We start from the raw sequence: 22,170 nt of genomic DNA, 5'->3' as shown, positions 1-22,170 counted from the left end.
TCTGCGTACTTCATTAGAGATTGCCGATACGCCATGTCCTGTGTTATACTCTTGCTCATGAAGGATTTGGCCCCCTCTCGTTGAGTTGTTGTCCGCAACTTCAACTTTAACTGATGAGGTCTTATCCTTCATCCTTTTTTATTCAACTGTCCAAGATGTATTGTACTCCTACACTCCTACACACGATGCCTTCTGAGGAATTCTTGACAGGATAGGATTTCGATGATACTATTATTTAATAGAAAATTGCGTTTTACGGAGGGATCTGGTTGGCTATCATGCGTCTGAATGAAGAGACCGAATGCTGCGAAGAACATGTCATTCATACGGATGCTGTTACGCATGCACGCATTGCCATGCCCCGCGAGGAAATCACTTCCGCAGCTTCGGATTTTTTTAAGGCCTTTTCTGATAAAACCCGTTTGCGAATTTTGACCGCATTGGTGACAGAAGAATTGTGCGTTTGCGATATTGCATCTCTATTAGGAATGAGCCAATCTGCAATCTCCCATCAATTGCGTTTTTTGAAACAAGCTCGTCTTGTAAAAAGCAGAAAAAACGGGAAAACCGTGTATTATGCGCTATGTGATGACCATATTCAAGTTATTTTGGATCAAGGTATCGCACATGTGCAGGAGGGATAGATGAATGAGTGACAAGAAAACCCGTCTTGCGGGTCAACCCGAAGAAGAGCGTCTTGAGCAGACTGATACATTGCCAGAGGCGAATATCGGAAACTCTTCGCCCCATATAAAAGAAGAGGAATTGCCTTCACCTACCGAGCTGCTGAATGACCTTTTGGCAGAGTTAGAAGGTGGGATGCAAAGTGCTGAACAGCAACCCGCACAACAGTCCACTTCTGCCAACACCGAGCAGTCGGCATTGGGTGCGGAGGAAGTGATTGCAAACAATCCGTCCGACGAACAGACACAAAGTCAGACGGATACGGATATAATTGAGGAAGCGACTTCGTCAGGCCCTGTCGATGAGTCTGTCAGTGACGAACAAGAAGGCGAGGATGATACGAGCGAGATAGAAGAGAGCGATGAAGATGGCAATATTGCTATCCAGCCCGTAACAGAAACTGCGTTGACAGTTTCTGTGAACGATGTCGGCGGGACGGATGGAATGACACTGATGGAACGTGCGCAATATCACGCGCGGATGCGGCGTCGAGAGCAGACACGTCTGCGTCGTGAAAGCGCAAAGCGCAGCGCATCCGGAACGGAAATACCGTACCAAGCGATGACGCCTATGGATATGCGCATTACCCTGATACGCTTGGCAATTGCCGCCATATTTTTGCTCTTTGGCGTATTTCTCCGGCAGACAGGTGTCGGATTCATTTTCTATCTCATTGCATATTTAATTACCGTGCTGCCGATTGTTGTAAAAGTGGCGCATAACTTTACACACGGTAAGTATTTTGATGAATACTTGCTGATTTTCATCGCATCATTGGGTGCATTTCTCTTAGGTAATCGATCTGAAGCAAGTGTGGTATTGATTTTGCACGACATAGGCAAAATCGTAAGCGATTTGGTTTTATCCTCAACGCATAAATCCCTAGTCAAGCAGACTGATTTTATCCCGGATCGTGCATCTGTGGTAAACATGCAGGGGGAGGAGCGGCAGGTTTCTCCTAATGAAATAAAAATCGGTGACTTTGTGTTGGTTCGTTCGGGAGAGCGCGTACCGATTGACGGTATCGTATTGCGCGGTGAAGGCACTGTAGACGATACCACACTGACTGGTGGCAACGAACCGACACAGGTTTCCAAAAATATGAAGGTGTTGGCAGGCAGCCAATACAGCGGTTCTCTTCTGCTTCTGCGAGCGGTATCCCGCTTTGATGATTGTGCTTTCAATCAAATTATGCGTATACAAGAAGAGGGGAAGGAGCGAAAAGCGGCACTTGAAGACAGCGTGGCGTATGGCGCCGCGCGAATTATTCCAGTTATCATTATCCTAGCAATTCTTTTGTCCATCATTCCGCCGCTCTTTAATTCCGGCACTTCCATGGCAAATTGGATCTACCGTGCTCTGACCATTTTGGTAGTTTGTTGTCCTATAGCTTTGTCCGTTTCGGTTCCGCTTTGTTTCCTGTGCGGAAGCGGCAGATTGATGCAAAAGGGAATTCATGTGAAAGGCAGTGAGGCGATTGAAAAAATGGCTGAACTGCGCATGGTTGTGTTTGATAAAACAGGCACCTTGACAGAGGGTAATCTGCGAGTTAAAGAAATCCATGGAACCCAAGATTTTAATCAGGAAAGCTGTTTGGCATTGGCTGCGGCGGCGGAACAGTTTTCACAGCATCCGGTTGCGCGCGCCGTTGTGGCAGCTTATCCCAGTGTTCCGCAGAAAATCAGCGAATTTGAAGAATTCCCCGGTCGCGGCGTGCGGGCGCGAATTGGCAATCACAGTCTTCTAGCCGGCAATCGCAGGTTGATGGTTTCTCGCGGCGTAAAGGGTGTGCCCGATATTCCGGGTACAGTGGTGTATGTTGCATACGAAGGCGAGTATGCCGGCGCAATTGTGCTGGAGGATATCGTTCGCCGGGAAGCAGCCGATGCAGTTAAAGAACTGAAAAATCAGGGGGTTCTTCGTACGGTTATCCTGACAGGTGATACCGAACTTCCCACTCATCAGGCTGCTGAGGCAATCGGAATTGATACTACCCACTTTGGATTGCAGCCGGAGGAGAAAGCCTCTAAAATGGAGTTTCTTATGCGGACCATCCCGACGGACGGTACGGCAGCCTATGTTGGTGATGGCGTTAACGATATTGAGGAACTCAAAATGGCCGATGTCGGTATCGCAATGGGGGTTTCTGGTTCCCAGCAATCAGCGTCGGCAACCAATGTTTTGGTGATGAGCAACGATTTGACGAGGCTCAGTGACACGCTGCGTATTTGCCGCAGAACGCACAGCATTGCACTGCAAAACATGGTAGTTGTGATTTTGGTGAAAATTTTACTGGCATTACTGACACTGTTGGGCGTGGCCTATATGTGGCAGGCTGTAGCTGCAGATGTACTGCTTACGGTGCTGACTGTTTTAAATGCCGCTCGCATATTGGGCATCAAGTAAAGTAAAAGGGGGCCATGCCGACGCAAGTCGGTATGGCCTTTTTGACCACTTTATGCTATAATTAAATTTGTATATTGTTTTGGAGGAAAACGACTTGCATAAGAAAATGGAAGCTATCCTGTCCCGCGTACAAAAGCCTGCGCGTTATGTGGGCGGCGAGTGGGGGTCAGTGACAAAAGATAAAGCAGAGATTGATTTGCGCTTCGCTTTCTGCTTCCCGGATACCTATGAGGTAGCCATGTCACATCTTGGGTCCCGTATTTTGTATGGTCTGCTCAACGACCAGAAAGGAATTTGGTGTGAACGCGTATGCGCACCGTGGATTGATATGGAGGCTGAGTTACGCGCCGCCGATATTCCGTTGTATGGTTTGGAAAGTGGCGATCCGCTCTATGAATTTGACATCATTGCATTTACTTTACAATATGAATTATCGTTTACAAACATTCTGAACATGCTTGATTTGGGCGGCATACCCGTGCTGGCAAACGACCGCACAGAGCTCAAGCATATTGTTGCCTGCGGCGGTCCCTGCGCATATAATCCGGAGCCTCTGGTTGACTTTGTCGACCTGTTTATGATTGGTGACGGAGAAGAAATTATGCTGGAGTTTACCGATCTGTATCGCAAGGCCAAGCGCGAGAACTGGAGCAAGCAGCAATTTCTGATTGCCGCAGCACAGATAGACGGAATGTATGTACCTTCGCTATATGAAGTAAGCTATCACGAGGATGGCACGATTGACCATGTCACGGCGACCAATGGTGCGCCTGCAATGGTGCAAAAGCGTATTGTCAGAAATTTGGATACCATGTATTATCCGGAATCCTTTGTTGTCCCGTCAACCGATATTGTGTTCGATCGTGCAATGATTGAATTGTTCCGTGGTTGCCCACGTGGCTGCCGCTTCTGTCAGGCGGGTCACACTTACCGTCCACTTCGCACCAAGTCTAAGGAAACTCTGCTGCGGCAAGCTGAGGCGGTGCTTAAAAATTCCGGTTATGAGGAAATTTCGCTTTCTTCCTTGTCTACCAGCGATTATGGAGATTTGTCCGGTTTGACGGAGTGTATGTTAGACTACTGTGAGCCACAGCATATCAGTCTGTCACTGCCTAGCCTACGCGCGGACAGTTTCAGCGCGGAGCTGATGCAGCGTGTGCAAAAAACACGCAAGAGCGGCCTTACCTTTGCCTGTGAAGCCGGCACGCAGCGCTTGCGCGATGTTATTAACAAGAATATCCGTGAGGAGGATGTTCTGCACGCATGCGAAATAGCGTTTCAGGGCGGTTGGAATAATGTAAAGCTTTACTTTATGATCGGCTTGCCGACCGAGACAACCGAGGACTTGGATGGCATTTCGGAAATTTGCAAAAAAGTCGCATATTGCTGGCGCATGAATACCAACAATCGGGCGCGGGGCGTACGCATTACGGCATCTGCATCGTGCTTTGTGCCCAAGCCGCAGACCCCGTTTCAGTGGGACGCGCAGGACACACTTGAACAGTTTATCGAAAAGCAGGCGCATATGAAGGAGATTATGCGCACGCGCAATGTGACGTATAACTGGCATGATGCTAAGACATCGGTGCTCGAAGGTGTGATAGCCCGCGGAGACCGCCGGCAAGGTGCCGCCATTTATCTGGCGTGGCAGCGCGGCTGCAAGATGGATGGATGGGATCAGTGCTTTGACTATGATAAGTGGATGCAGGCATTTGCTGATTGCGGACTGGATCCTGCATTTTATGCTTCTCGTCAGCGTTCGATGGACGAGGTATTTCCGTGGGATCACATTGGCTGCGGTACGCGCAAAGAGTACTTGAAGCGCGAATGGGAACTTTCGCGTGAAGCGGCTATTACACCTGACTGCATGCAACAGTGTACAGGCTGTGGCGCAAACGCGCTGCTGGAAGGGGGGAAATGCCATGTTTAAAGCACGGATGAAATTTGCCAAGGAGGGGAGAGCCAAGTATATCTCCCACCTTGACCTGATGCACACAATGCAGCGTGCGATGGCCCGCTGTCAGATGCTTCTCTGGTTCACAGAAGGGTTTAACCAGCATGCCTATGTATCGGTGGCATTGCCGCTTTCGACCGGGTATTCTGGAGAATGCGAGTTTCTCGATTTCAACATCACTGCAGATGCCGTGCCGATAAACGCTGTCGAGGCCCTTAATGACGTATTTCCTGAGGGATTGCGAGCAATTGAAATTTATCCGCTTGAGAATGGTGGTATGAAAGTTGGCGCGATTGCATGGTCGCAATACCGCATCACTTGGGCGTTCGAGAGCGGCGTCCCATCTGGGTTTCTGCCTGCGGTGCGTGAGTTATTTGGCCGTCAGAAGGTTGAAATTATCAAGCGAAGTAAGCGCGGCGAAAAGACTGTTAACATGAAAGAACTGATGCGTGATTTGACACTGTCTGAAGCAGACGGAGAAATCGTTGCCGTTGTGACCACTGCTGCCGGCAATAACAATATGAGTCCTGAATATCTGACCCGTGCCATCCGTCAATATCTGCCGCAGTTCGAAATTCCGTTCTGCGCGTATCACCGTCTGAATGTATTTACAGCGGACGGTACCCCATTCCGATAAGAGGAGGCAAACAATGCCATCACCCGTTACCGTTTCTGAAGAACAACTCCAAAATCAGTTTACCTATATCGACGCGGTTTCTGCGCTGACCCGCGGCAAGCAGCTGCGCGCTTATACGCACACGTTTGGCTGTCAGCAGAACGAAGCCGATACCGAACGTATACGCGGTATGCTGCACGAAATGGGGTATCATATGACCGACCGTCCGGAGGATGCCGATTTTATCCTGTATAATACCTGTGCTGTGCGCGAGCATGCAGAAGACCGTGCATTTGGCAATATCGGTGCGCTCAGTCACCTCAAAAAACAGCGTCCGGATGTGGTGATTGCGCTGTGTGGCTGCATGGCGCAGCAGGAGAAAAATGTAGAAAAAATCAAGAAAAGCTATCCTCAAGTCAGCTTGCTGTTCGGTACACATGCGCTTTGGCGCTTCCCGTCGCTGTTATACCGTGTGCTCACTGAGAAAAAACGTGTCTTTGACATCGGCGGCGAGGATGATATTGCCGAGGGGCTGCCGGTATTGCGCGCACAGGGGCCAAAGGCATGGCTGTCCATCATGTATGGCTGCAACAACTTCTGCACCTATTGTATCGTGCCTCATGTGCGCGGACGTGAGCGCTCTCGCCGCCCAGAGGAAATTGAAAAAGAACTGCGAGAGTTGGTTGCGGCAGGGTATAAGGAAATTACTCTGCTCGGCCAAAACGTCAACTCTTATGGCAAAGATCTTGGGCTGGATATAGACTTTGCTGATCTGCTGCGTCGTCTGAACGCTGTGCCGGGTGATTTCTGGCTGCGGTTTATGACCAGTCATCCAAAGGACGCTTCGTCCCGCTTGTTTGACGCTATGGCGCAGTGTGAGAAAGTGGCCAAGCAGCTGCATCTGCCGTTTCAGTCCGGCAGTGATGAAATTCTGCGCCGCATGAATCGTCGATATACAGCGGACGGGTATCGCGCTTTGATTACTGATGCGCGATCAAAAATGCCCGATATTACGTTGTCGAGCGATATTATTGTCGGCTTTCCAGGAGAAACTGATGAGGATTTCGAGCAGACCCTCCAGCTGGTTGAGGATGTGCGCTTTGATTTATTGTTTACCTTCCTCTATTCTCCACGCACCGGGACACCCGCAGCGTCTTACGAAGATAATGCTACGCCGCAGGAAAAGCAGCAGCGTTTTGAACGTTTGCTCAAAGCGCAGGATGCCATCGTTGCCCAGCGGCAGGCAGCCTATCAGAGTAAAACGGTGCGCCTGCTGGTAGACGGCACGGCGAAAGGACCGGAGTACCCTTTTACGGCACGTACCGAGGGAAATCTGTTGGTATGCGTACGAGGTGCAGATATTGAAATCGGTTCTTTTATCGAGGCTGAAATCGAGAAGACCAGTCTGCGCTGCTTGTTTGCGCGAAAAATATAGAAAGAGGTCGAAAAAATGGCAGAACTCACGCCCATGATGAAACAGTATTTTGAAATTAAGAACAAAAATAAGGATTATATTCTGTTTTATCGTTTGGGCGATTTCTATGAAATGTTTTTTGATGATGCCAAGCTTGTTTCCCGCGAGTTGGAACTCACACTAACTGGCCGCGAATGTGGGCAGGAAGAACGTGCGCCTATGTGCGGCGTACCATATCACAGCGCGGAAGGCTACATCGCAAAGCTGGTGCGAAAGGGCTATAAGATTGCTATCTGTGAGCAGGTAGAGGACCCTAAACTTGCCAAGGGGCTGGTCAAGCGAGAAATCGTTCGCCGTGTTACGCCTGGCACAGTGGTGGAGGCCTCGATGTTGGAGGAAGAGCGCAATAACTTTCTTGGCTGCGTTTACGCAGGACAAGGCGGTATCGGGGCATGTTTCGCGGATATCACCACCGGCGAGATATGGGCTACCGGATCGGATAACTGGCAGGATATTGCCAGTGAACTTGGTCGATTTGGGCCGAGGGAGGTGTTGGTCGGCGGCGCTGCCGTATCAGCAGATGCTTTTCTCACTTTTTTGAAAGAGCGCTTAGAAGCATTGGTTGAGCCGATGCCAGAGGAAAGTTTTGATATACAGCGGTCAGCGGAACACATTCGTTCTCATTTTCATGTGGAAGATTTCGATGCCGCTGGTCTTACGGATTTGCCGCAAACCGTTCAATGTCTGGGCGGGCTGCTTTCTTATCTGGAACAGACACAGCAGGCAAGCCTTACCGCGCTCAACCACTTACAGGTCTATCATCAGGGCCAATATATGGAGTTGGATCTGATCGCGCGTCGAAATCTGGAACTGTGCGAAACTATGCGCACCAAAGAGAAAAAGGGAACGCTTCTTTGGGTGCTTGACCGAACGAAAACTGCCATGGGTTCCCGTCTGATCCGGCAGTGGCTGGAAAAACCGTTGTTTAATCCCTTACATATCGTACGTCGTCAACAGGCAGTCGGCGCGCTATGCGATGATATGATTGCGCGAACCACGCTGTCCGATGCTCTAAAAAAAGTGTTTGACATTGAGCGTCTGATCGGACGCATCACCTATGGCACAGCCAATTGTCGCGACTTGCGCGCGCTCTCTTCTGCAATTGCGTGTCTGCCGGAAATCCGGGAGCAGACGGCACAATTTTCCCAACCAATGCTGCGCGAAATAACCAACAATATGGACTTGCTGGAGGATATTCACGCACTGGTTGAACTGGCAATCGTGGACGAGCCTCCCATCTTGCTGCGTGAAGGCGGACTCATTCGGCCCGGCTACAATGAGGAAATTGACTATCTCCGCGATTTGGCATCCGGCGGAAAAGGGAAAATCGCTGCTATCGAGCAGACCGAACGAGCGAAAACCGGTATTAGCAAGCTAAAAATCGGCTATAATCGCGTATTCGGATATTATATTGAGGTGAGTAAATCCAATATTGATGCAGTACCGGATTATTATATCCGCAAACAAACGCTCGCCAATGGTGAGCGATATATCACAGAGGAACTCAAGCAGCTGGAAAGCACCGTGCTCGGTGCGCAAGAGAGATTGACCTCTTTGGAATATGATGTGTTTGTATCGGTACGGGATCAGATCGCCGAGCAAGTGCATCGGGTGCAGAAAACGGCACAGTCTGTTGCTGCGCTTGATGTACTGTGCGCGCTGGCTGAGGCTGCCTGCGATAATAACTACACTTGCCCAGTCGTGGATTTCTCGGACCGCATTGAAATTCACGATGGTCGCCACCCGGTCGTCGAAAAGATGTTGGCGGACAGCCTGTTTATTCCCAACGATACCATATTGGACAGCGGAGAAAATCGAGTTGCGATCATCACCGGTCCGAATATGGCGGGTAAGTCCACTTATATGCGACAAGTGGCACTCATTACAATTATGGCACAAATCGGATCGTTTGTCCCCGCATCTTCCGCACATATCGGCGTAGCCGACCGCGTGTTCACCCGCGTGGGCGCTTCGGATGATTTAGCAAGTGGCCAGTCCACCTTTATGGTAGAAATGAGCGAGGTTGCGGATATTCTAAAGCATGCAACCAAGTCCAGCTTATTGATTTTAGATGAAATTGGACGCGGCACCTCCACCTATGATGGTATGTCGATTGCCCGTGCAGTGATCGAGTATGTGGCCGATAAGCGTAAAGTGGGCGCGCGGGCATTGTTTGCCACACATTATCATGAGCTGACAGTGCTGGAGGACATGATCAAGGGTGTTAAAAACTACAATATCGCGGTGAAAAAGCGCGGTGACGATATCACGTTCCTGCGTAAAATCGTGCGTGGCGGCGCCGATGACAGCTACGGCATCGAGGTTGCCAAGCTGGCGGGTATTCCCAATGCGGTGATCAAGCGAGCTAAAGCAGTGCTGGCCGATTTGGAGGCAACCATGCCCAAACCGGAGCTGCATGAAATAGAGGAGGAGGGGCCGCAGGTTACTATGGAGACATTGACAGATAATGCTGTGGCACAGCGGCTGCGCGCGCTTCAAGTGGATACCATGACTCCAATCGAGGCTCTGAATGCCTTGTATGAGCTGAAAAAACTGCTTTAACACCTAAAAAGCACGGTCCCCAACAGCATCACATAGATATCATGGCGATAGCCTACTGGAAAGGAACAGAACATGGCAATTATCCATGAATTATCCTCCCATCTTGCAGACCTAATCGCGGCTGGCGAGGTGGTTGAACGGCCAGCTTCGGTTGCAAAAGAATTGATTGAAAATGCAATCGATGCCGGGGCTACCCGCATCACAGTAGAAATCGAAAACGGAGGCATCAGCTATTTGCGCATTGCAGATAACGGATGTGGCATGTCGAAAGAAGATGCACCGATAGCATTTCGCCGTCATGCAACCAGTAAGCTCCGCACGGAGGAAGATTTGGCAGCCATCGGTACGCTGGGATTTCGTGGCGAGGCGCTGGCTGCCATTTCTTCAGTGACACGCATTGATTTGTTTACCCGGCAGAAAGGCGCGATCGCAGGGACACATTTGCATCTGGAAGCCGGTGAAATACAAGCACAGGAAGAAGCCGGCTGCCCGGAGGGTACCACCATCGTCGTGCGAGACTTGTTTTACAATACCCCTGCCCGTATGAAATTTCTAAAAAAAGATTTTACCGAGGTAGGATATATTCTTGGAGTTGTACAGCATGCCACACTTTCTCATCCGGAGATTGCATTTTGCCTGATTCGTGACGGAAAGCAGGTGTTTTCTACCGATGGTAAGGGCAAACTGATGGCGCCGGTCTTTGCGGTGTTCGGTAAAGAAATGACGGCTAACATGATCGAAATTCCCGAAACCGAACGGAATGGAATGAAAGTTTACGGATATATTGTGAAGCCACATGCCGGCAGATCCAATCGCTCTATGCAGCATTTTTTTGTGAATGGGCGATATGTGAAAAGCCGATTGATGCAAGCAGCGCTTGAAGAAGCATACCGCAATGCAATGATTACCGGTAAGTATCCATCCGGAGCGGTATTTTTAGAGCTTCCGCTCGCTGCAGTGGATGTTAATGTGCATCCTGCAAAAACCGAGGTCAAGTTTTCTCAGGAGAAGCCGGTGTTTGAGGCGGTTTATGTCGCTTGTAAAAATGCTATCGCAGCAAATGACAATATGCCGCAGTTGACACATCGGGAAACAGAACCGTTCGATTCAAAAATTAAAGAGACTGTTCCGGTTTATCAGCAGCAATGTTTTGCAGTCTCCAAGCGTATGGAAGAATCTTTGCCATCCGATAAACGGATGGATGCTTCTGAGTTGGAAGATTTTTTTGTTGCCGTGCCACCGCGTGCAAAAAGACCTTCTTTTTCCGATGGTTGCTTTGCAGCACCGCGCATTATACAAGATGAGCATAGAGCATCAACATACCATCATTCTTTCAGCCCTCCGCTCACCGAATTGCAGCAGACTTCTGTCGTACAAGCGCCATCGATCATGCAAAATACGCCAATGCCTATTGCGCAGAGCGAAGTCATCTCAAAGCCAAATGCTGTGAAAACGTTAGAACCAATTGATAGAGGCGCTCGCGTGATTGGAGAATGCTTTCAGACCTATCTTATTGCAGAAGATCGAGACGGATTAATCCTGATTGATAAGCATGCTGCACATGAACGTTTGCTGTTTAATAAGTTGCGGAAAGAAACTGAAATACCGCAGCAGGAACTGCTGACGCCTGTCATCGTGGAGCTAACCGGCGAGGAGGCGGCTGCCGTCCAGTCAGGACTCGAGGAAATACGGAAAGCCGGTTTTTCGATCGACAGCTTTGGGGAAAACAGCTTTGCGGTGCGTAGCGCGCCAGCGTATCTGGATAGCGCAGACGTGGCAAGCGTAATCGGTGAGTTAGCGGAAAAGTTGATGAATAGCCGCGCGGCGATCCCCGACCGATTGGATGATCTGATTCATACCGTTGCCTGTAAAGCTGCCATCAAGGCAGGGAAGGCCTCCGCACCAATGGAATTACAGGATCTGTGTGATCGTGTACTGGCGGATGGAGATGTGCAATCCTGCCCACATGGCAGGCCGACGATTGTTCGGTTGACTAAATATGAATTAGACAAAATGTTCAAGCGAGTAAATCAATAATGAGGAGTACAGGATGCAAAACCGTTTGATCTGTATTTGCGGGCCAACGGCCAGTGGAAAAACCGCCTTGTCAGTTGCCTTGGCAAAACAACTGCATACGGAAATCATCTCGGCAGATTCAATGCAGATCTATCGCGGCATGAATATTGGCACTGCAAAGCCAACGGTAGACGAGCGGCAGGGAATCCCTCATCATCTACTGGACATCTGTGAGCCCGACGAGCCGTTTTCCGTTGCCCGATATGTAGAATTGGCCGACGGAGCTGCTCAGGACATTTTGTCGCGCGGCATGACACCAATTGTGGTTGGAGGAACCGGCCTGTATATGGATGCACTGATTGAATGCAGTACTTTTTCTGGTGATGAAACCGATTTGACGGTGCGACAAAAATATCAGCATATGGCAGCCACCCAAGGAAATCTGGCTGTACATGCACTTCTGGCGGCAGTTGATCCGGAAAGCGCACAGCGATTACATCCGAATAACCTCAAAAGGGTGATTCGCGCACTGGAGGTTTATGAACAAACCGGTTTGACGATAGGAGAATTTAACCGCCAGCATAAACGCCCAGCTCCCAAATACTTCGCTACAAAAATTGGTATAGCCCCAGCGGATCGCCAGACATTGTATCACCGGATCGATAGCCGTGTAGATCAAATGCTTTTAGACGGGTTATTGGAAGAAACACGACATCTCCTTTCCAGAGGGGCACTTACCGGGACAGCTGCACAAGCTATCGGCTACAAAGAACTGATTGGTTTTTTAGAAGGCAAAGATTCGCTGGATTTTTGTGTGCAATTACTCAAACAGCGCAGTCGAAATTATGCAAAAAGACAGTTAACATGGCTAAAAAGGGATGACAGCATCCAATGGATCTATTATAATAGAGATGATGACTTCTCAAACGTCCTACAGAAAGCGACAGAATATCTGCAAAATCAAAGTGTACAATGATACCATAAATTGTAAAATATTGGAGGAGTCATTGTGCGATACGAAATTAATCTGCAGGACCGGATGCTGTGCGCGTTACGCCAGCAAGGAATCAATACCACTGTTTTTTTGACAAATGGGTTCCAAATGCGCGGAACGATCCGTGGATTTGATAATTTTGTTGTGATTTTGGACAGTGATGGAAAACAACAGATGATATATAAGCACGCCATTTCCACACTGATCCCGCAGAATCGTGTTGATCTGCATGCACCAAGAGAGGAGCGTGCGGCGGAATGAGAATATACGAGGTTTCTTATGCAGCAACAAACAGGTAAAAAGAAAGTACACACGAGAAACAGCGTTAATGGCAGAATCATTTTTGTATTAGTTGCAGTTGTGATACTTATATATCTGGGGCAGAAAATAATCAGTGCTTTTTCTACTGGTATAGAAACCACTCCTGCCATTCAGATAGCAGTGAATGACAGCATCAATGCGCAGGGGTGGTTTTTCCGTGACGAAATTCCTATTAGTGGGAGCACAGGAAAATCCGTCAAACATATCGTTTACAGCGGTGAGCGTGTGCAGCAGAGTGCGCCACTTGCTATCGCTTATTCTGATGAAGATGCTCTGGCGTTGAGTCAGCAGCTCGACCCATTAGAAAACAGAATCGATTTGTTAAATACGGCATTACAGTCTGCGACAGACGGGGCAGATGCTTCAAAGCTGGATCAGATGATTATTTTGTCCTTGCAGCAGATGGCATCACAAACAAAAACCGGTTCTGGCACTGCATTACATTCTTCTGCCGAGTCCCTGCGCACGCTTGCACTGCGCCGTGAAGCCAATAGTGTGGACACGGCTGCCATTACGGCAGAGAGAGATACGCTGGTCTTAGAACGGGATAGCTTAAATGCACAGTTATCTGGTCATACAACGCAGTTGACAGCCCCTGCAACCGGCTATTTCTCCGAGGTCGTGGACGGCTATGAAAACATGCTTACATTAGATGAGTTAGAAGACATCACGGTAGATCGGTTTCATGAACTTACTGAAGCGAAGCCCCTTGTCAGTGAGCAGGCATGGGGCAAGATGATTCAAGGTTTTACATGGTATCTGGTTGCAGAAATATCTCAGGAAGATGCAGACCGATTTTCGGTTGGTAAAAGTCTTCGTGTCAATTTCACACAGGCTTCTTTAGAGACTCCGGTTTCGGTTTATTCTATTATCAAAGATCGCACCAGTGAAACTGCATTGGTGGTTTTGGCAGGTACGGAATTTAACAGTCAAATGGTTTCTATGCGACAGCAGCCGATAGAGATTATTATTGCCACATATACCGGCCTGAAGGTCCCAAAAGAAGCGGTTTATGTGCAGGAAACGACTGCCAGCGACGGAAAAATTCAAAAGCAAGATGGTGTATTTATTCTCAGTGGCAGTTTCCAAAAGTTTAAAATTATTAATAAACTTTATGAGACTGAGGACTATTATGTTGTTGAGCAAAGTGCAACCAATTCAGACATGCTGGTGGCGCAGGACCAAATTATTATAAGCGGAAAGAATTTGCAGAACAATATGGTGGTGAAGACATGACGGAGCAAGAAAGCAGGGAACTGAAAAGCCGCATTGCATCGGTTCAGGAACGTGTCGCACGGGCAGCACAACGTGCAGGAAAAAAACCGGAAGATATTATTCTGGTTGCAGCCTCAAAAATGAATAATGCGGAGCGGGTACATGCAGCAATCACCGCCGGCATCAGAGTATGTGGCGAAAACCGCGTGCAGGAATTACTGGACAAGTATGAACAGCATGCCTATGATGGAGCGGATCTGCAGTTTATCGGTACACTCCAGACCAACAAAGTGAAATATCTGATCGGCAAAGTTTCGTTGATACAATCGGTTGGTTCCATCCGCTTGGGAGAAGCCATTGCAAAGGAAGCGACCAAGCATGGGATATGTCAGGATATTCTTTTAGAGGTAAATATCGGAAGAGAAGCGGCAAAAAGCGGCTTAATGATAGAAGAACTGGATGAAGCTATTTCCAGATTAAGTGAAAAAAAATCGCTGCATATCCGCGGTTTAATGGCGATTCCGCCAATTGCGGATGAAATATCGAAAAATTCCAGCTACTTTCACGAAATGCGACAAGTATTTGTTGACATTTTGACGAAAAAATACGATAATGTAAATATGGATTATTTGTCTATGGGAATGACGAATGATTTTGAAATGGCGATTGAGTGCGGTGCAAACATGGTTCGCATCGGCACAGCGATTTTTGGTACGCGCCCGTATCAAATCATTTCGCCCTAAAACATAAGGAGGAACTTTGCATGGGTTCGATCAAAGGCTTTATCGATTGGGTTAAGGGCGAGGATGTTGAGGACGATTACGAAGAGGAACTGCCCCGCCAGCGCAATGAAGAGCCAGTGAAAAGTAGTGCACCGTCATCATATGAACGGTCGTATGAAAGATCCTATGATCGGTCTTATGATAGTGCATCGACGGAAGCATCTTCGCCACGCCGTGGGAATAAAGTGGTAAACATCAACACGACAACACAGCTCGCTGTGGTGTTGGTCAAGCCGGATCGCTTCGAAAATGCAGCTGAAATTGCCGACCATTTAAAAGATAAGCGCACAGTGGTACTGAATCTGGAACAGACTAATAAGGATATTGCACGTCGTTTAGTGGATTTTCTCAGCGGTGTTGCATATGCCAACGAAGGAAAAATTAAAAAGGTTGCAAACAGCACATACATCATCACACCCTATAATGTTGATATTATGGGCGATTTGATTGACGAATTAGAAAGCAGTGGTATGTATTTTTAAGGTTATGATGCCGTGAACACAATTGTAATATATATAGTAGCCAGTCTACTGCGGATTTTGCAATTTTTGTTTTTTGCACGAGCTATCATGAGTTGGTTTGCACAGGGCAGCAGTTCACAGATATACGAATTACTGTGTCTTGTAACAGAACCAATCATCCAACCGTTCCGCAGTTTGCTTAGCCGTATCAATGCGTTGCGAAGTATTCCATTTGACTTGGCGTTTTTGCTGGCATTTCTTGTTCTGGTTGCATTAGAACAAGTATTATACATGCTCTAAGCCTGTCGAATATACGGTGGAATCAGTGGTCGGGTGATGCCCGGCCATTTTCCCGTAGGAAACAGGAGAAAAAAACGGAGGAATAACATATGACGGTGCAGGAAATTCAGGAAATCGGCTTTGAAAAAGCGGTTTTCGGCGGATATGACATGAAATCAGTGGACACATTTTTGGAGCGCGTTGCGGAGGAATTCGCAGCAATGCAGAAAGAAAATGCTGCGCTGAAAGCAAAAATGAAAGTTCTGGTCGATAAAATTGAAGAATACCGTGGTGTAGAAGATGGTATGCGACGTGCACTTATGAGCGCACAGACCATTGCGCAGGACACTATTGATAAGGCTAAGCAAGAGGCGCAGGATATTGTTACTGCGGCAAAGGATGAAACCGAAAATAAAGTCAAAAATACGCGCGATGAAATCACATTGGAAGAGCAAAAACTTCAAACGGCAAAAAAGAGCACACTGGAATTTGTTGCACGCATTTCTGCAGCTTATCAGGCGCAGGCTAAGGCTTTGATAGAACTGGCCAAGGCAGAAAAATTGGTCGGACAACAGCCGGAGCCAGCACAGCCCGCACCTCAGCCGGCAGAACAGCAGGCTCCCGTACAACCGGCACCACAAGATGAGCAAGCAGATGCTCCCATAGAAGATGCTACGCGCAAATTTGACTTTGGTGAATTAAAATTTGGCGCTGATTATGACCCCAAGGAAGTAAAGTAACAATTGAAAGGACTGAATACTGCACCATGCAGCAGGATTACAATAACACAATTAATCTGCCAAAAACCGACTTCCCGATGCGTGCCGGACTGCCTAAGCGCGAGCCGGGTTTTCTGGAAAACTGGGAAAAGGACGATCTCTACCACGAATTGATGAAAAAGAATGAGGGCAAGCCCCTCTTCGTTCTTCATGATGGTCCGCCGTATGCAAATGGCAACCTGCATATGGGACACGCACTTAATAAGATTTTGAAGGATTTTATTGTACGTTCCCGCAATATGATGGGCTATCAGGCACCGTATATTCCCGGATGGGATACGCATGGTTTACCGATTGAGCGTCAGGCAATCAAGGCTTATGGTATGGACCGCGACAAGGTTTCTACTGCTGATTTCCGCTCCAAGTGCGAAGAGTTTGCACATGACCACGTAAATACGCAGCGAACCCAGTTTAAGCGTCTTGGTGTCATTGGAGACTGGGAGCGCCCGTATTTGACCTTGACACATGACTACGAGGCAACCCAAATTGAGATCTTCGGCGAAATGGCAAATAAAGGCTACATCTATAAGGGGATGAAGCCTGTTTACTGGTGCCCGCATGATGAAACTGCGCTTGCGGAGGCTGAGATTGAGTATCAAGATGAGCCGTGTGCCTCAATTTATGTAAAGTTCCGCGTGACCGATGACAAGGGCGGAAAAATTGCAGCTATTACCGGCAGTTTGGACAATGTCTACTTTGTGATTTGGACAACGACGACATGGACATTGCCGGGCAACCTTGCAATTTCGGTCAACCCGCTTTATGAATATGATCTGGTCAAGATTCCTTCCGGCGATATTTATGTGCTTGCCAAGGAACTGGTAAAGTCTGTGATGGAAGCTGCCAAGATCGATTCTTGGGAAGTGCTTGGCACGTTGTTAGGCTCGGACCTTGAACTGATGCGAACCTGGCATCCGATCATGGATCGTGAAAGTGTCGTGATCTGTGGCGATCATGTCACGCTGGATGCTGGTACCGGCTGTGTTCACACAGCTCCGGGCTTTGGCGCAGATGACTTTATCGTTTGCCAGAAATACGATATCCCGATCATTGTTCCGGTTGATGGCAAGGGCATGACCACGGCAGAAGCTGGCAAGTATGCGAATATGTATTATGAAAAGACCACGCCGATTATTTTGGAGGATTTGAAGGCACAAGGCGCGCTTCTGGCAATCGAAGAGATTGTGCACAGTTATCCACATTGCTGGCGCTGCAAGAATCCAATCATCTTCCGCACGACTGAGCAGTGGTTCTGCTCGGTGGATGCTCTGAAGGATGATGCCATTAAGGCATGCGAGAACATCCAATGGATTCCCGGTTGGGGCGAAGAGCGTATGACCTCCATGATTCGTGAGCGTTCTGACTGGTGTATTTCCCGTCAGCGCGTATGGGGCGTTCCAATTCCGATTTTTACCTGCAAGAAGTGCGGCAAGCCGCTGGTTAATGAGCAAACCATTAAGATTGTAGCCGATTTGTTCCGCGAGAAGGGTTCAAACGCTTGGTTTGATCTGGAGCCGTCCGAGATTCTACCGGCTGAGATCAAATGTGAGTGCGGTTGCAGCGATTTTGATAAAGAAACCGATACGATGGACGTTTGGTTTGATTCCGGATCTTCCTGGCGTGCAGTCATTGAGAATCGTGAGCATCAGTCCACGCCGGTTGATGTCTATCTGGAAGGCAACGACCAGTATCGTGGTTGGTTCCAGTCCTCCATGCTGACCTCGATTGCTACACAAGGCAAGGCACCGTATAAAACGGTTATTACGCACGGCATGATCGTAGATGAAGAGCGTCAGAAGATGTCAAAATCGCTCGGCAACGGTATTGCGCCTGACGATATTTTAAACCAGTATGGTGCGGATGTTATGCGTCTTTGGGTTGCGTCTTCCGATTACCACCAAGATATGCGTATTTCCAAGGACATGCTCAAGCATCTGTCGCAGAATTATTTGAAGATTCGCAATACGGCACGGTATATTCTGGGTAATTTGTTTGATTTTAATCCCAAGGTGGATATGGTTTCTTATGTAGAACTGCCGGAGCTTGACAAGTGGGCTTTAATGCGTCTCAACGAGCTGGTTGCAAAAGTGCGCGAAGGCTATGATTCTTATGAGTTCCATACAGTGTTTCATGCGATTCACAACTTCTGTGTTGTTGATATGTCCAATTTTTATCTGGATGTTATCAAAGATCGTCTGTATTGCGATGATACCGAAGGGCTAAGCCGTCGTTCTGCACAGACTGCGATGTATCGGATTCTCAGTGCATTGGTACGCATGCTTTCTCCTATTCTTTGCTTTACGGCAGACGAAATCTGGCAGTCTATGCCGCATACCGAGAAAGACGATGTGCGTAACGTGGCATACAATGAAATGCCTGCAGTGGATGATACTTTGTCGTTTACCAATGCAGATATAGAGAAATGGGCAAAGTTGACTGCTTTCCGCGATGACGTGAACAAAGCGCTGGAGGGCGCGCGCAGTGCAAAGACGATTGGTAAACCGCTGGAGGCCTGCGTAACTGTATATGCAGATGCAGAACTAACTGCCTTCCTAAATAGCTGCGGTCAGGATTTGGCAGACCTCTGCATTGTTTCTGAACTTTCAGTTGTCGATGGTGCTGGGGAAGGCATGGCAAGCGAGAATCTGCCGGGCTTGACAATTGCGGTTGCTCGTGCAGCAGGGGAGAAGTGCCTGCGTTGCTGGAAACAGTCTAAATCAGTCGGTGCTGATGCAAAGCATCCCTCTTTGTGCGCGCGCTGCGCCAAAGTTGTAGGATAAACAAATCAAAAGGAAGGGGGAACAGAAGGTTTTCTGTTCCCCCTTTTTAAGTAGCAAGGAGTACGTGAAAATGCTGTATATTGTTTTGGCAGTGCTAATGATCGCGCTCGATCAAGTAATAAAATACTGGGCATTCACTAGTCTACAGGCACAACAAACTATTCCTTTGATTGAAAATGTATTTCATTTGACCTACGTAGAGAACCGTGGCGCAGCATTTAGCATGTTCGCTCAATTTGATTCCCGTTGGATTTTTGTGACGCTGGCTGTAGTGATATCGATCGCCATCGCTGTGGCGATATATAAGGGCTGGGTGCAGAACGGATTGGGCCGCTGGTCACTGGTATTGGTTGGTGCAGGAGCGCTCGGCAACGCAATTGATAGGATATTGCGCGGATTTGTAGTGGATTTATTTGATTTTCGGTTGATTCATTTTCCGGTGTTTAATGTTGCTGATATTTTCATTTGCGTAGGCGCTTTACTGTTTATTATCTATTTTATGTTCTTGCATAAGGATGAGAAGCAAACAGATACCACCCATAACGAGTTTTCGGAGCGTGGCAACCATGAATGAAATCATTTTGACTGCATCCGCTGCACAGGCGGGGGCGCGCATAGATAGTTGGCTTTCCGAGCAGATAGAGGGACTAACTCGTTCGGCTGCACAAAATTTGCTTCTTGAAAAAGCTGTTTCCTGCAATAGGCAGCCACTAAAAAAGAACTATAAATTGCTTGGAGGTGAAGTTATCACCGTTATTTTACCAGAATTGCGTGAGGTAGATATTGTGCCGGAGAATATCCCACTGGATATTGTCTATGAAGATGCAGACATCATTGTGGTTGATAAACCGCGTGGAATGGTTGTCCATCCTGCCCCTGGAAACTGGTCGGGTACGCTGGTTAATGCACTGATGTATCACTGTGGAGACAGTTTATCCGGCATCAACGGGGAGCATCGTCCCGGCATTGTACACCGCATTGACAAGGATACAAGCGGTCTTTTGGTGGTTGCAAAAAATGATACAGCACATCAAAGTCTTGCAGCACAGATTGCAGCACATACCGCTTTTCGTGGGTATGAAGCTATTGTGGTAGGCAGCCCGCGTGAGGATTCTGGTACGATTGACAAACCGATTGCACGCCACAAGACTGACCGTAAGAAAATGGCCATCGTAGAGGGGGGACGGGAAGCAATCACACATTATACCGTGCTCAAACGATTTCACGGATACACCCACATGGCATTTCAATTAGAAACTGGGCGCACACATCAAATTCGTGTGCATATGGCATCAGTTGGGCATCCCATTATTGGCGATCCGATCTACGGCTTAAAAAAAGACCGATTTTCTGATATTGGAGGTCAATGCCTTCACGCTGCACAGTTAACGCTTTGCCACCCGACCACACAGCAGACGATGCACTTTTCTGCACCGCTGCCCACCTATTTTGTGCAGATTCTGAAAAAGTTGGAGAATATGGCATGAAAAAGTTTGATGGTATGATGCTTGCATGCGATATGGATGGCACATTACTGGACAGTGATCGACAAATTTCACATGTCAATTTACAGGCTTTACGCTATTTTACCACAGAAGGAGGCCTCTTTTCTTTGGCCACCGGACGCGCGTATGCGGCTGTAACCGACTATATCGGCTTACTCCCAATAAATGCACCATATAGCTTACTAAATGGTTCGCTTGTGTTGGATAAACAAAATCGAATGTTGCACTGTGCCGGCATGCCGGAGCAAACACCAGAATTGATAGAACAAGTTCTTTTCACATTTCCTAAAATTGGATGTGAAATATTTTTACCGGATCGGATTTTAATCTGCCGTATAAGCGCAGAAACCGAACAGCATATGCGTGTACTGCACTTAGCATATGACTGCGTGAGTGTGACAGACTTGCCGGATCCGGCTGACTGGTGTCAAATCAATTTCACCGGCAAGGCGTCAGAAGTTTCACTGGTTCGGATGTTTTTGAAACAGTTTAAGGATTTGTTCCATGCTGTTTGCACCATGCCAACTTTCTGCGAAGTGACGCGATGGGGTATCAGCAAGGGTACAGCAATGATGCAAATCGCATCAGATTGCAACGTGTCGCGTAATAAAATTTATGCCGTAGGGGATAGCGATAACGACTTATCCATGCTGAAGGAGGCGGCAATTTCCTTTGTGCCGGAAAATGCATCACCAGATATGTTTCGGCACACAGTGGTTCGGATTCGAGATAACGACCACGATGCCGTGGCGCATGTAGTTGAATATTTGGAAAGATACCATAACGCCTGACAGAATGAACAATTCTGGCAGGCGTTTTTCTATTCCGTGTTCAAATCAAATAGATGACCAGCTATTAACACATAACTGTGTCATATATAATACAGTTATAAAAGCGTATTATAGTAATAATACACTTAAGAGGGAGGAATTGATCTGGTTGATTCCATTCCACATGTTAAGTGCACTGATAGGGGGCAATCCCAATACTATGCAGAAATCGTTTCGGCAGATGGAAGAAGAAAAATTGATTTGCTCCCACACCGGCGCCAAGAGCTATATGATAATTGATGCAGATAAAATTGCCCAAATTCGTGCTAAATTATTGGAAAGTGATGTAGAAAGCGCAGTGCAGGCGAGGAAACAGATGGTGTATCCAAGTCAGGGGCATTGCGCTTAATACAAGCATATTGGGATTGAGAGGGGAAGAACACATGGGGAATAAAGAGACAGATAATGTAAGATAAGTTGCGCAAATTGAATAGAGGATAAAAAGAGACATGGTTTGCAGATCTCTGGTAGAATGAAGTTACCACACACCATTCTGAAAGGAGTCTGTAAAC

19 protein-coding genes are annotated in these 22,170 nt (G+C 47.8%); all 19 read left to right on the top strand.

All coding sequences use genetic code 11. From position 1 onward, the window contains the following. Positions 1-278 precede the first annotated feature (278 nt). The 19 genes from ACTQ3V_RS13405 to ACTQ3V_RS13315 all read left to right on the top strand — a co-directional run bounded on the left by ACTQ3V_RS13405 (position 279) and on the right by ACTQ3V_RS13315 (position 22,007). Positions 279-644, top strand: a complete 366-nt coding sequence (locus ACTQ3V_RS13405; protein ID WP_441467960.1) for an ArsR/SmtB family transcription factor — start codon at positions 279-281, stop codon at positions 642-644. A 4-nt stretch (positions 645-648) separates the two neighbouring features. After that, positions 649-3,090 carry a heavy metal translocating P-type ATPase gene (locus ACTQ3V_RS13400; RefSeq protein WP_441467957.1) on the top strand — a complete coding sequence of 814 codons (2,442 nt, stop codon included), beginning with the start codon at positions 649-651 and terminating at the stop codon, positions 3,088-3,090. A gap of 106 nt (positions 3,091-3,196) precedes the next feature. Beyond that, a complete protein-coding gene (locus ACTQ3V_RS13395; protein ID WP_441467959.1) occupies positions 3,197-5,020 on the top strand; it encodes a TIGR03960 family B12-binding radical SAM protein in 1,824 nt (607 codons plus the stop codon). Beyond that, entirely contained in the window at positions 5,013-5,681 is a 669-nt protein-coding gene (locus ACTQ3V_RS13390) for a TIGR03936 family radical SAM-associated protein (RefSeq protein WP_441467956.1), read from the top strand. Before ACTQ3V_RS13395 ends, ACTQ3V_RS13390 begins: the two co-directional genes overlap by 8 nt. A gap of 13 nt (positions 5,682-5,694) precedes the next feature. Beyond that, the gene (gene miaB / locus ACTQ3V_RS13385) at positions 5,695-7,095 is read left to right on the top strand and encodes a tRNA (N6-isopentenyl adenosine(37)-C2)-methylthiotransferase MiaB (RefSeq protein WP_441467955.1); all 1,401 of its coding nucleotides are present in this window, start codon (positions 5,695-5,697) and stop codon (positions 7,093-7,095) included. A 15-nt stretch (positions 7,096-7,110) separates the two neighbouring features. Then, positions 7,111-9,696 carry a DNA mismatch repair protein MutS gene (gene mutS / locus ACTQ3V_RS13380; protein WP_441467954.1) on the top strand — a complete coding sequence of 862 codons (2,586 nt, stop codon included), beginning with the start codon at positions 7,111-7,113 and terminating at the stop codon, positions 9,694-9,696. A gap of 72 nt (positions 9,697-9,768) precedes the next feature. Beyond that, positions 9,769-11,733, top strand: a complete 1,965-nt coding sequence (gene mutL / locus ACTQ3V_RS13375) for a DNA mismatch repair endonuclease MutL (RefSeq protein ID WP_441467953.1) — start codon at positions 9,769-9,771, stop codon at positions 11,731-11,733. A 13-nt stretch (positions 11,734-11,746) separates the two neighbouring features. Continuing rightward, positions 11,747-12,688: a tRNA (adenosine(37)-N6)-dimethylallyltransferase MiaA gene (gene miaA / locus ACTQ3V_RS13370; protein WP_441467952.1), complete on the top strand. Its 942-nt coding sequence runs from the start codon at positions 11,747-11,749 to the stop codon at positions 12,686-12,688. 30 nt (positions 12,689-12,718) lie between these two features. Continuing rightward, positions 12,719-12,967 carry an RNA chaperone Hfq gene (hfq, locus tag ACTQ3V_RS13365; protein ID WP_441467958.1) on the top strand — a complete coding sequence of 83 codons (249 nt, stop codon included), beginning with the start codon at positions 12,719-12,721 and terminating at the stop codon, positions 12,965-12,967. Positions 12,968-12,985: 18 nt separating this feature from the next. Then, complete coding sequence (locus ACTQ3V_RS13360; RefSeq protein ID WP_441467951.1) at positions 12,986-14,263, top strand: biotin/lipoyl attachment domain-containing protein; 1,278 nt, start codon at positions 12,986-12,988, stop codon at positions 14,261-14,263. Beyond that, positions 14,260-14,985, top strand: coding sequence for a YggS family pyridoxal phosphate-dependent enzyme (locus tag ACTQ3V_RS13355; protein WP_441467950.1), 726 nt, complete (start codon positions 14,260-14,262; stop codon positions 14,983-14,985). The genes ACTQ3V_RS13360 and ACTQ3V_RS13355 overlap by 4 nt, the downstream gene beginning before the upstream one ends. Before the next feature lie 20 nt (positions 14,986-15,005). Beyond that, complete coding sequence (locus ACTQ3V_RS13350; protein ID WP_302665036.1) at positions 15,006-15,506, top strand: cell division protein SepF; 501 nt, start codon at positions 15,006-15,008, stop codon at positions 15,504-15,506. Between the two features lie 12 nt (positions 15,507-15,518). Next, the gene (locus tag ACTQ3V_RS13345; RefSeq protein ID WP_441467949.1) at positions 15,519-15,785 is read left to right on the top strand and encodes a YggT family protein; all 267 of its coding nucleotides are present in this window, start codon (positions 15,519-15,521) and stop codon (positions 15,783-15,785) included. 89 nt (positions 15,786-15,874) lie between these two features. Then, entirely contained in the window at positions 15,875-16,504 is a 630-nt protein-coding gene (locus ACTQ3V_RS13340) for a DivIVA domain-containing protein (protein ID WP_441467948.1), read from the top strand. A gap of 26 nt (positions 16,505-16,530) precedes the next feature. Next, positions 16,531-19,323 carry an isoleucine--tRNA ligase gene (gene ileS / locus ACTQ3V_RS13335; protein ID WP_441467947.1) on the top strand — a complete coding sequence of 931 codons (2,793 nt, stop codon included), beginning with the start codon at positions 16,531-16,533 and terminating at the stop codon, positions 19,321-19,323. Positions 19,324-19,393: 70 nt separating this feature from the next. Further along, complete coding sequence (gene lspA / locus ACTQ3V_RS13330) at positions 19,394-19,897, top strand: signal peptidase II (protein WP_441467946.1); 504 nt, start codon at positions 19,394-19,396, stop codon at positions 19,895-19,897. Next, positions 19,890-20,810: an RluA family pseudouridine synthase gene (locus ACTQ3V_RS13325; protein WP_441467945.1), complete on the top strand. Its 921-nt coding sequence runs from the start codon at positions 19,890-19,892 to the stop codon at positions 20,808-20,810. The genes lspA and ACTQ3V_RS13325 overlap by 8 nt, the downstream gene beginning before the upstream one ends. Then, positions 20,807-21,619, top strand: coding sequence for an HAD-IIB family hydrolase (locus ACTQ3V_RS13320; RefSeq protein WP_441467944.1), 813 nt, complete (start codon positions 20,807-20,809; stop codon positions 21,617-21,619). The genes ACTQ3V_RS13325 and ACTQ3V_RS13320 overlap by 4 nt, the downstream gene beginning before the upstream one ends. Positions 21,620-21,818: 199 nt before the next feature. Continuing rightward, the gene (locus ACTQ3V_RS13315; RefSeq protein WP_441467943.1) at positions 21,819-22,007 is read left to right on the top strand and encodes a hypothetical protein; all 189 of its coding nucleotides are present in this window, start codon (positions 21,819-21,821) and stop codon (positions 22,005-22,007) included. Positions 22,008-22,170: the final 163 nt, after the last annotated feature.

This window comes from Candidatus Agathobaculum pullicola, from assembly GCF_052117205.1.
GTDB lineage: Bacteria > Bacillota > Clostridia > Oscillospirales > Butyricicoccaceae > Agathobaculum > Agathobaculum pullicola.
The sequence above is the reverse complement of the archived record's forward strand: the minus strand, read 5'-3'. Positions and strand labels throughout refer to the sequence as shown.

Bases quoted from the DNA above. Each gene is read 5' to 3' on its own strand.
- ACTQ3V_RS13360 (WP_441467951.1), top strand. From the start codon at position 12,986: ATGCAGCAACAAACAGGTAAAAAGAAAGTACACACGAGAAACAGCGTT.
- ACTQ3V_RS13325 (WP_441467945.1), top strand. From the start codon at position 19,890: ATGAATGAAATCATTTTGACTGCATCCGCTGCACAGGCGGGGGCGCGC.
- mutS (WP_441467954.1), top strand. From the start codon at position 7,111: ATGGCAGAACTCACGCCCATGATGAAACAGTATTTTGAAATTAAGAAC.
- ACTQ3V_RS13315 (WP_441467943.1), top strand. From the start codon at position 21,819: ATGCAGAAATCGTTTCGGCAGATGGAAGAAGAAAAATTGATTTGCTCC.
- ileS (WP_441467947.1), top strand. From the start codon at position 16,531: ATGCAGCAGGATTACAATAACACAATTAATCTGCCAAAAACCGACTTC.
- lspA (WP_441467946.1), top strand. From the start codon at position 19,394: ATGCTGTATATTGTTTTGGCAGTGCTAATGATCGCGCTCGATCAAGTA.
- ACTQ3V_RS13320 (WP_441467944.1), top strand. From the start codon at position 20,807: ATGAAAAAGTTTGATGGTATGATGCTTGCATGCGATATGGATGGCACA.
- ACTQ3V_RS13355 (WP_441467950.1), top strand. From the start codon at position 14,260: ATGACGGAGCAAGAAAGCAGGGAACTGAAAAGCCGCATTGCATCGGTT.
- ACTQ3V_RS13405 (WP_441467960.1), top strand. From the start codon at position 279: ATGCGTCTGAATGAAGAGACCGAATGCTGCGAAGAACATGTCATTCAT.
- ACTQ3V_RS13350 (WP_302665036.1), top strand. From the start codon at position 15,006: ATGGGTTCGATCAAAGGCTTTATCGATTGGGTTAAGGGCGAGGATGTT.
- mutL (WP_441467953.1), top strand. From the start codon at position 9,769: ATGGCAATTATCCATGAATTATCCTCCCATCTTGCAGACCTAATCGCG.
- miaB (WP_441467955.1), top strand. From the start codon at position 5,695: ATGCCATCACCCGTTACCGTTTCTGAAGAACAACTCCAAAATCAGTTT.
- ACTQ3V_RS13395 (WP_441467959.1), top strand. From the start codon at position 3,197: ATGGAAGCTATCCTGTCCCGCGTACAAAAGCCTGCGCGTTATGTGGGC.
- ACTQ3V_RS13400 (WP_441467957.1), top strand. From the start codon at position 649: ATGAGTGACAAGAAAACCCGTCTTGCGGGTCAACCCGAAGAAGAGCGT.
- ACTQ3V_RS13340 (WP_441467948.1), top strand. From the start codon at position 15,875: ATGACGGTGCAGGAAATTCAGGAAATCGGCTTTGAAAAAGCGGTTTTC.
- ACTQ3V_RS13390 (WP_441467956.1), top strand. From the start codon at position 5,013: ATGTTTAAAGCACGGATGAAATTTGCCAAGGAGGGGAGAGCCAAGTAT.
- miaA (WP_441467952.1), top strand. From the start codon at position 11,747: ATGCAAAACCGTTTGATCTGTATTTGCGGGCCAACGGCCAGTGGAAAA.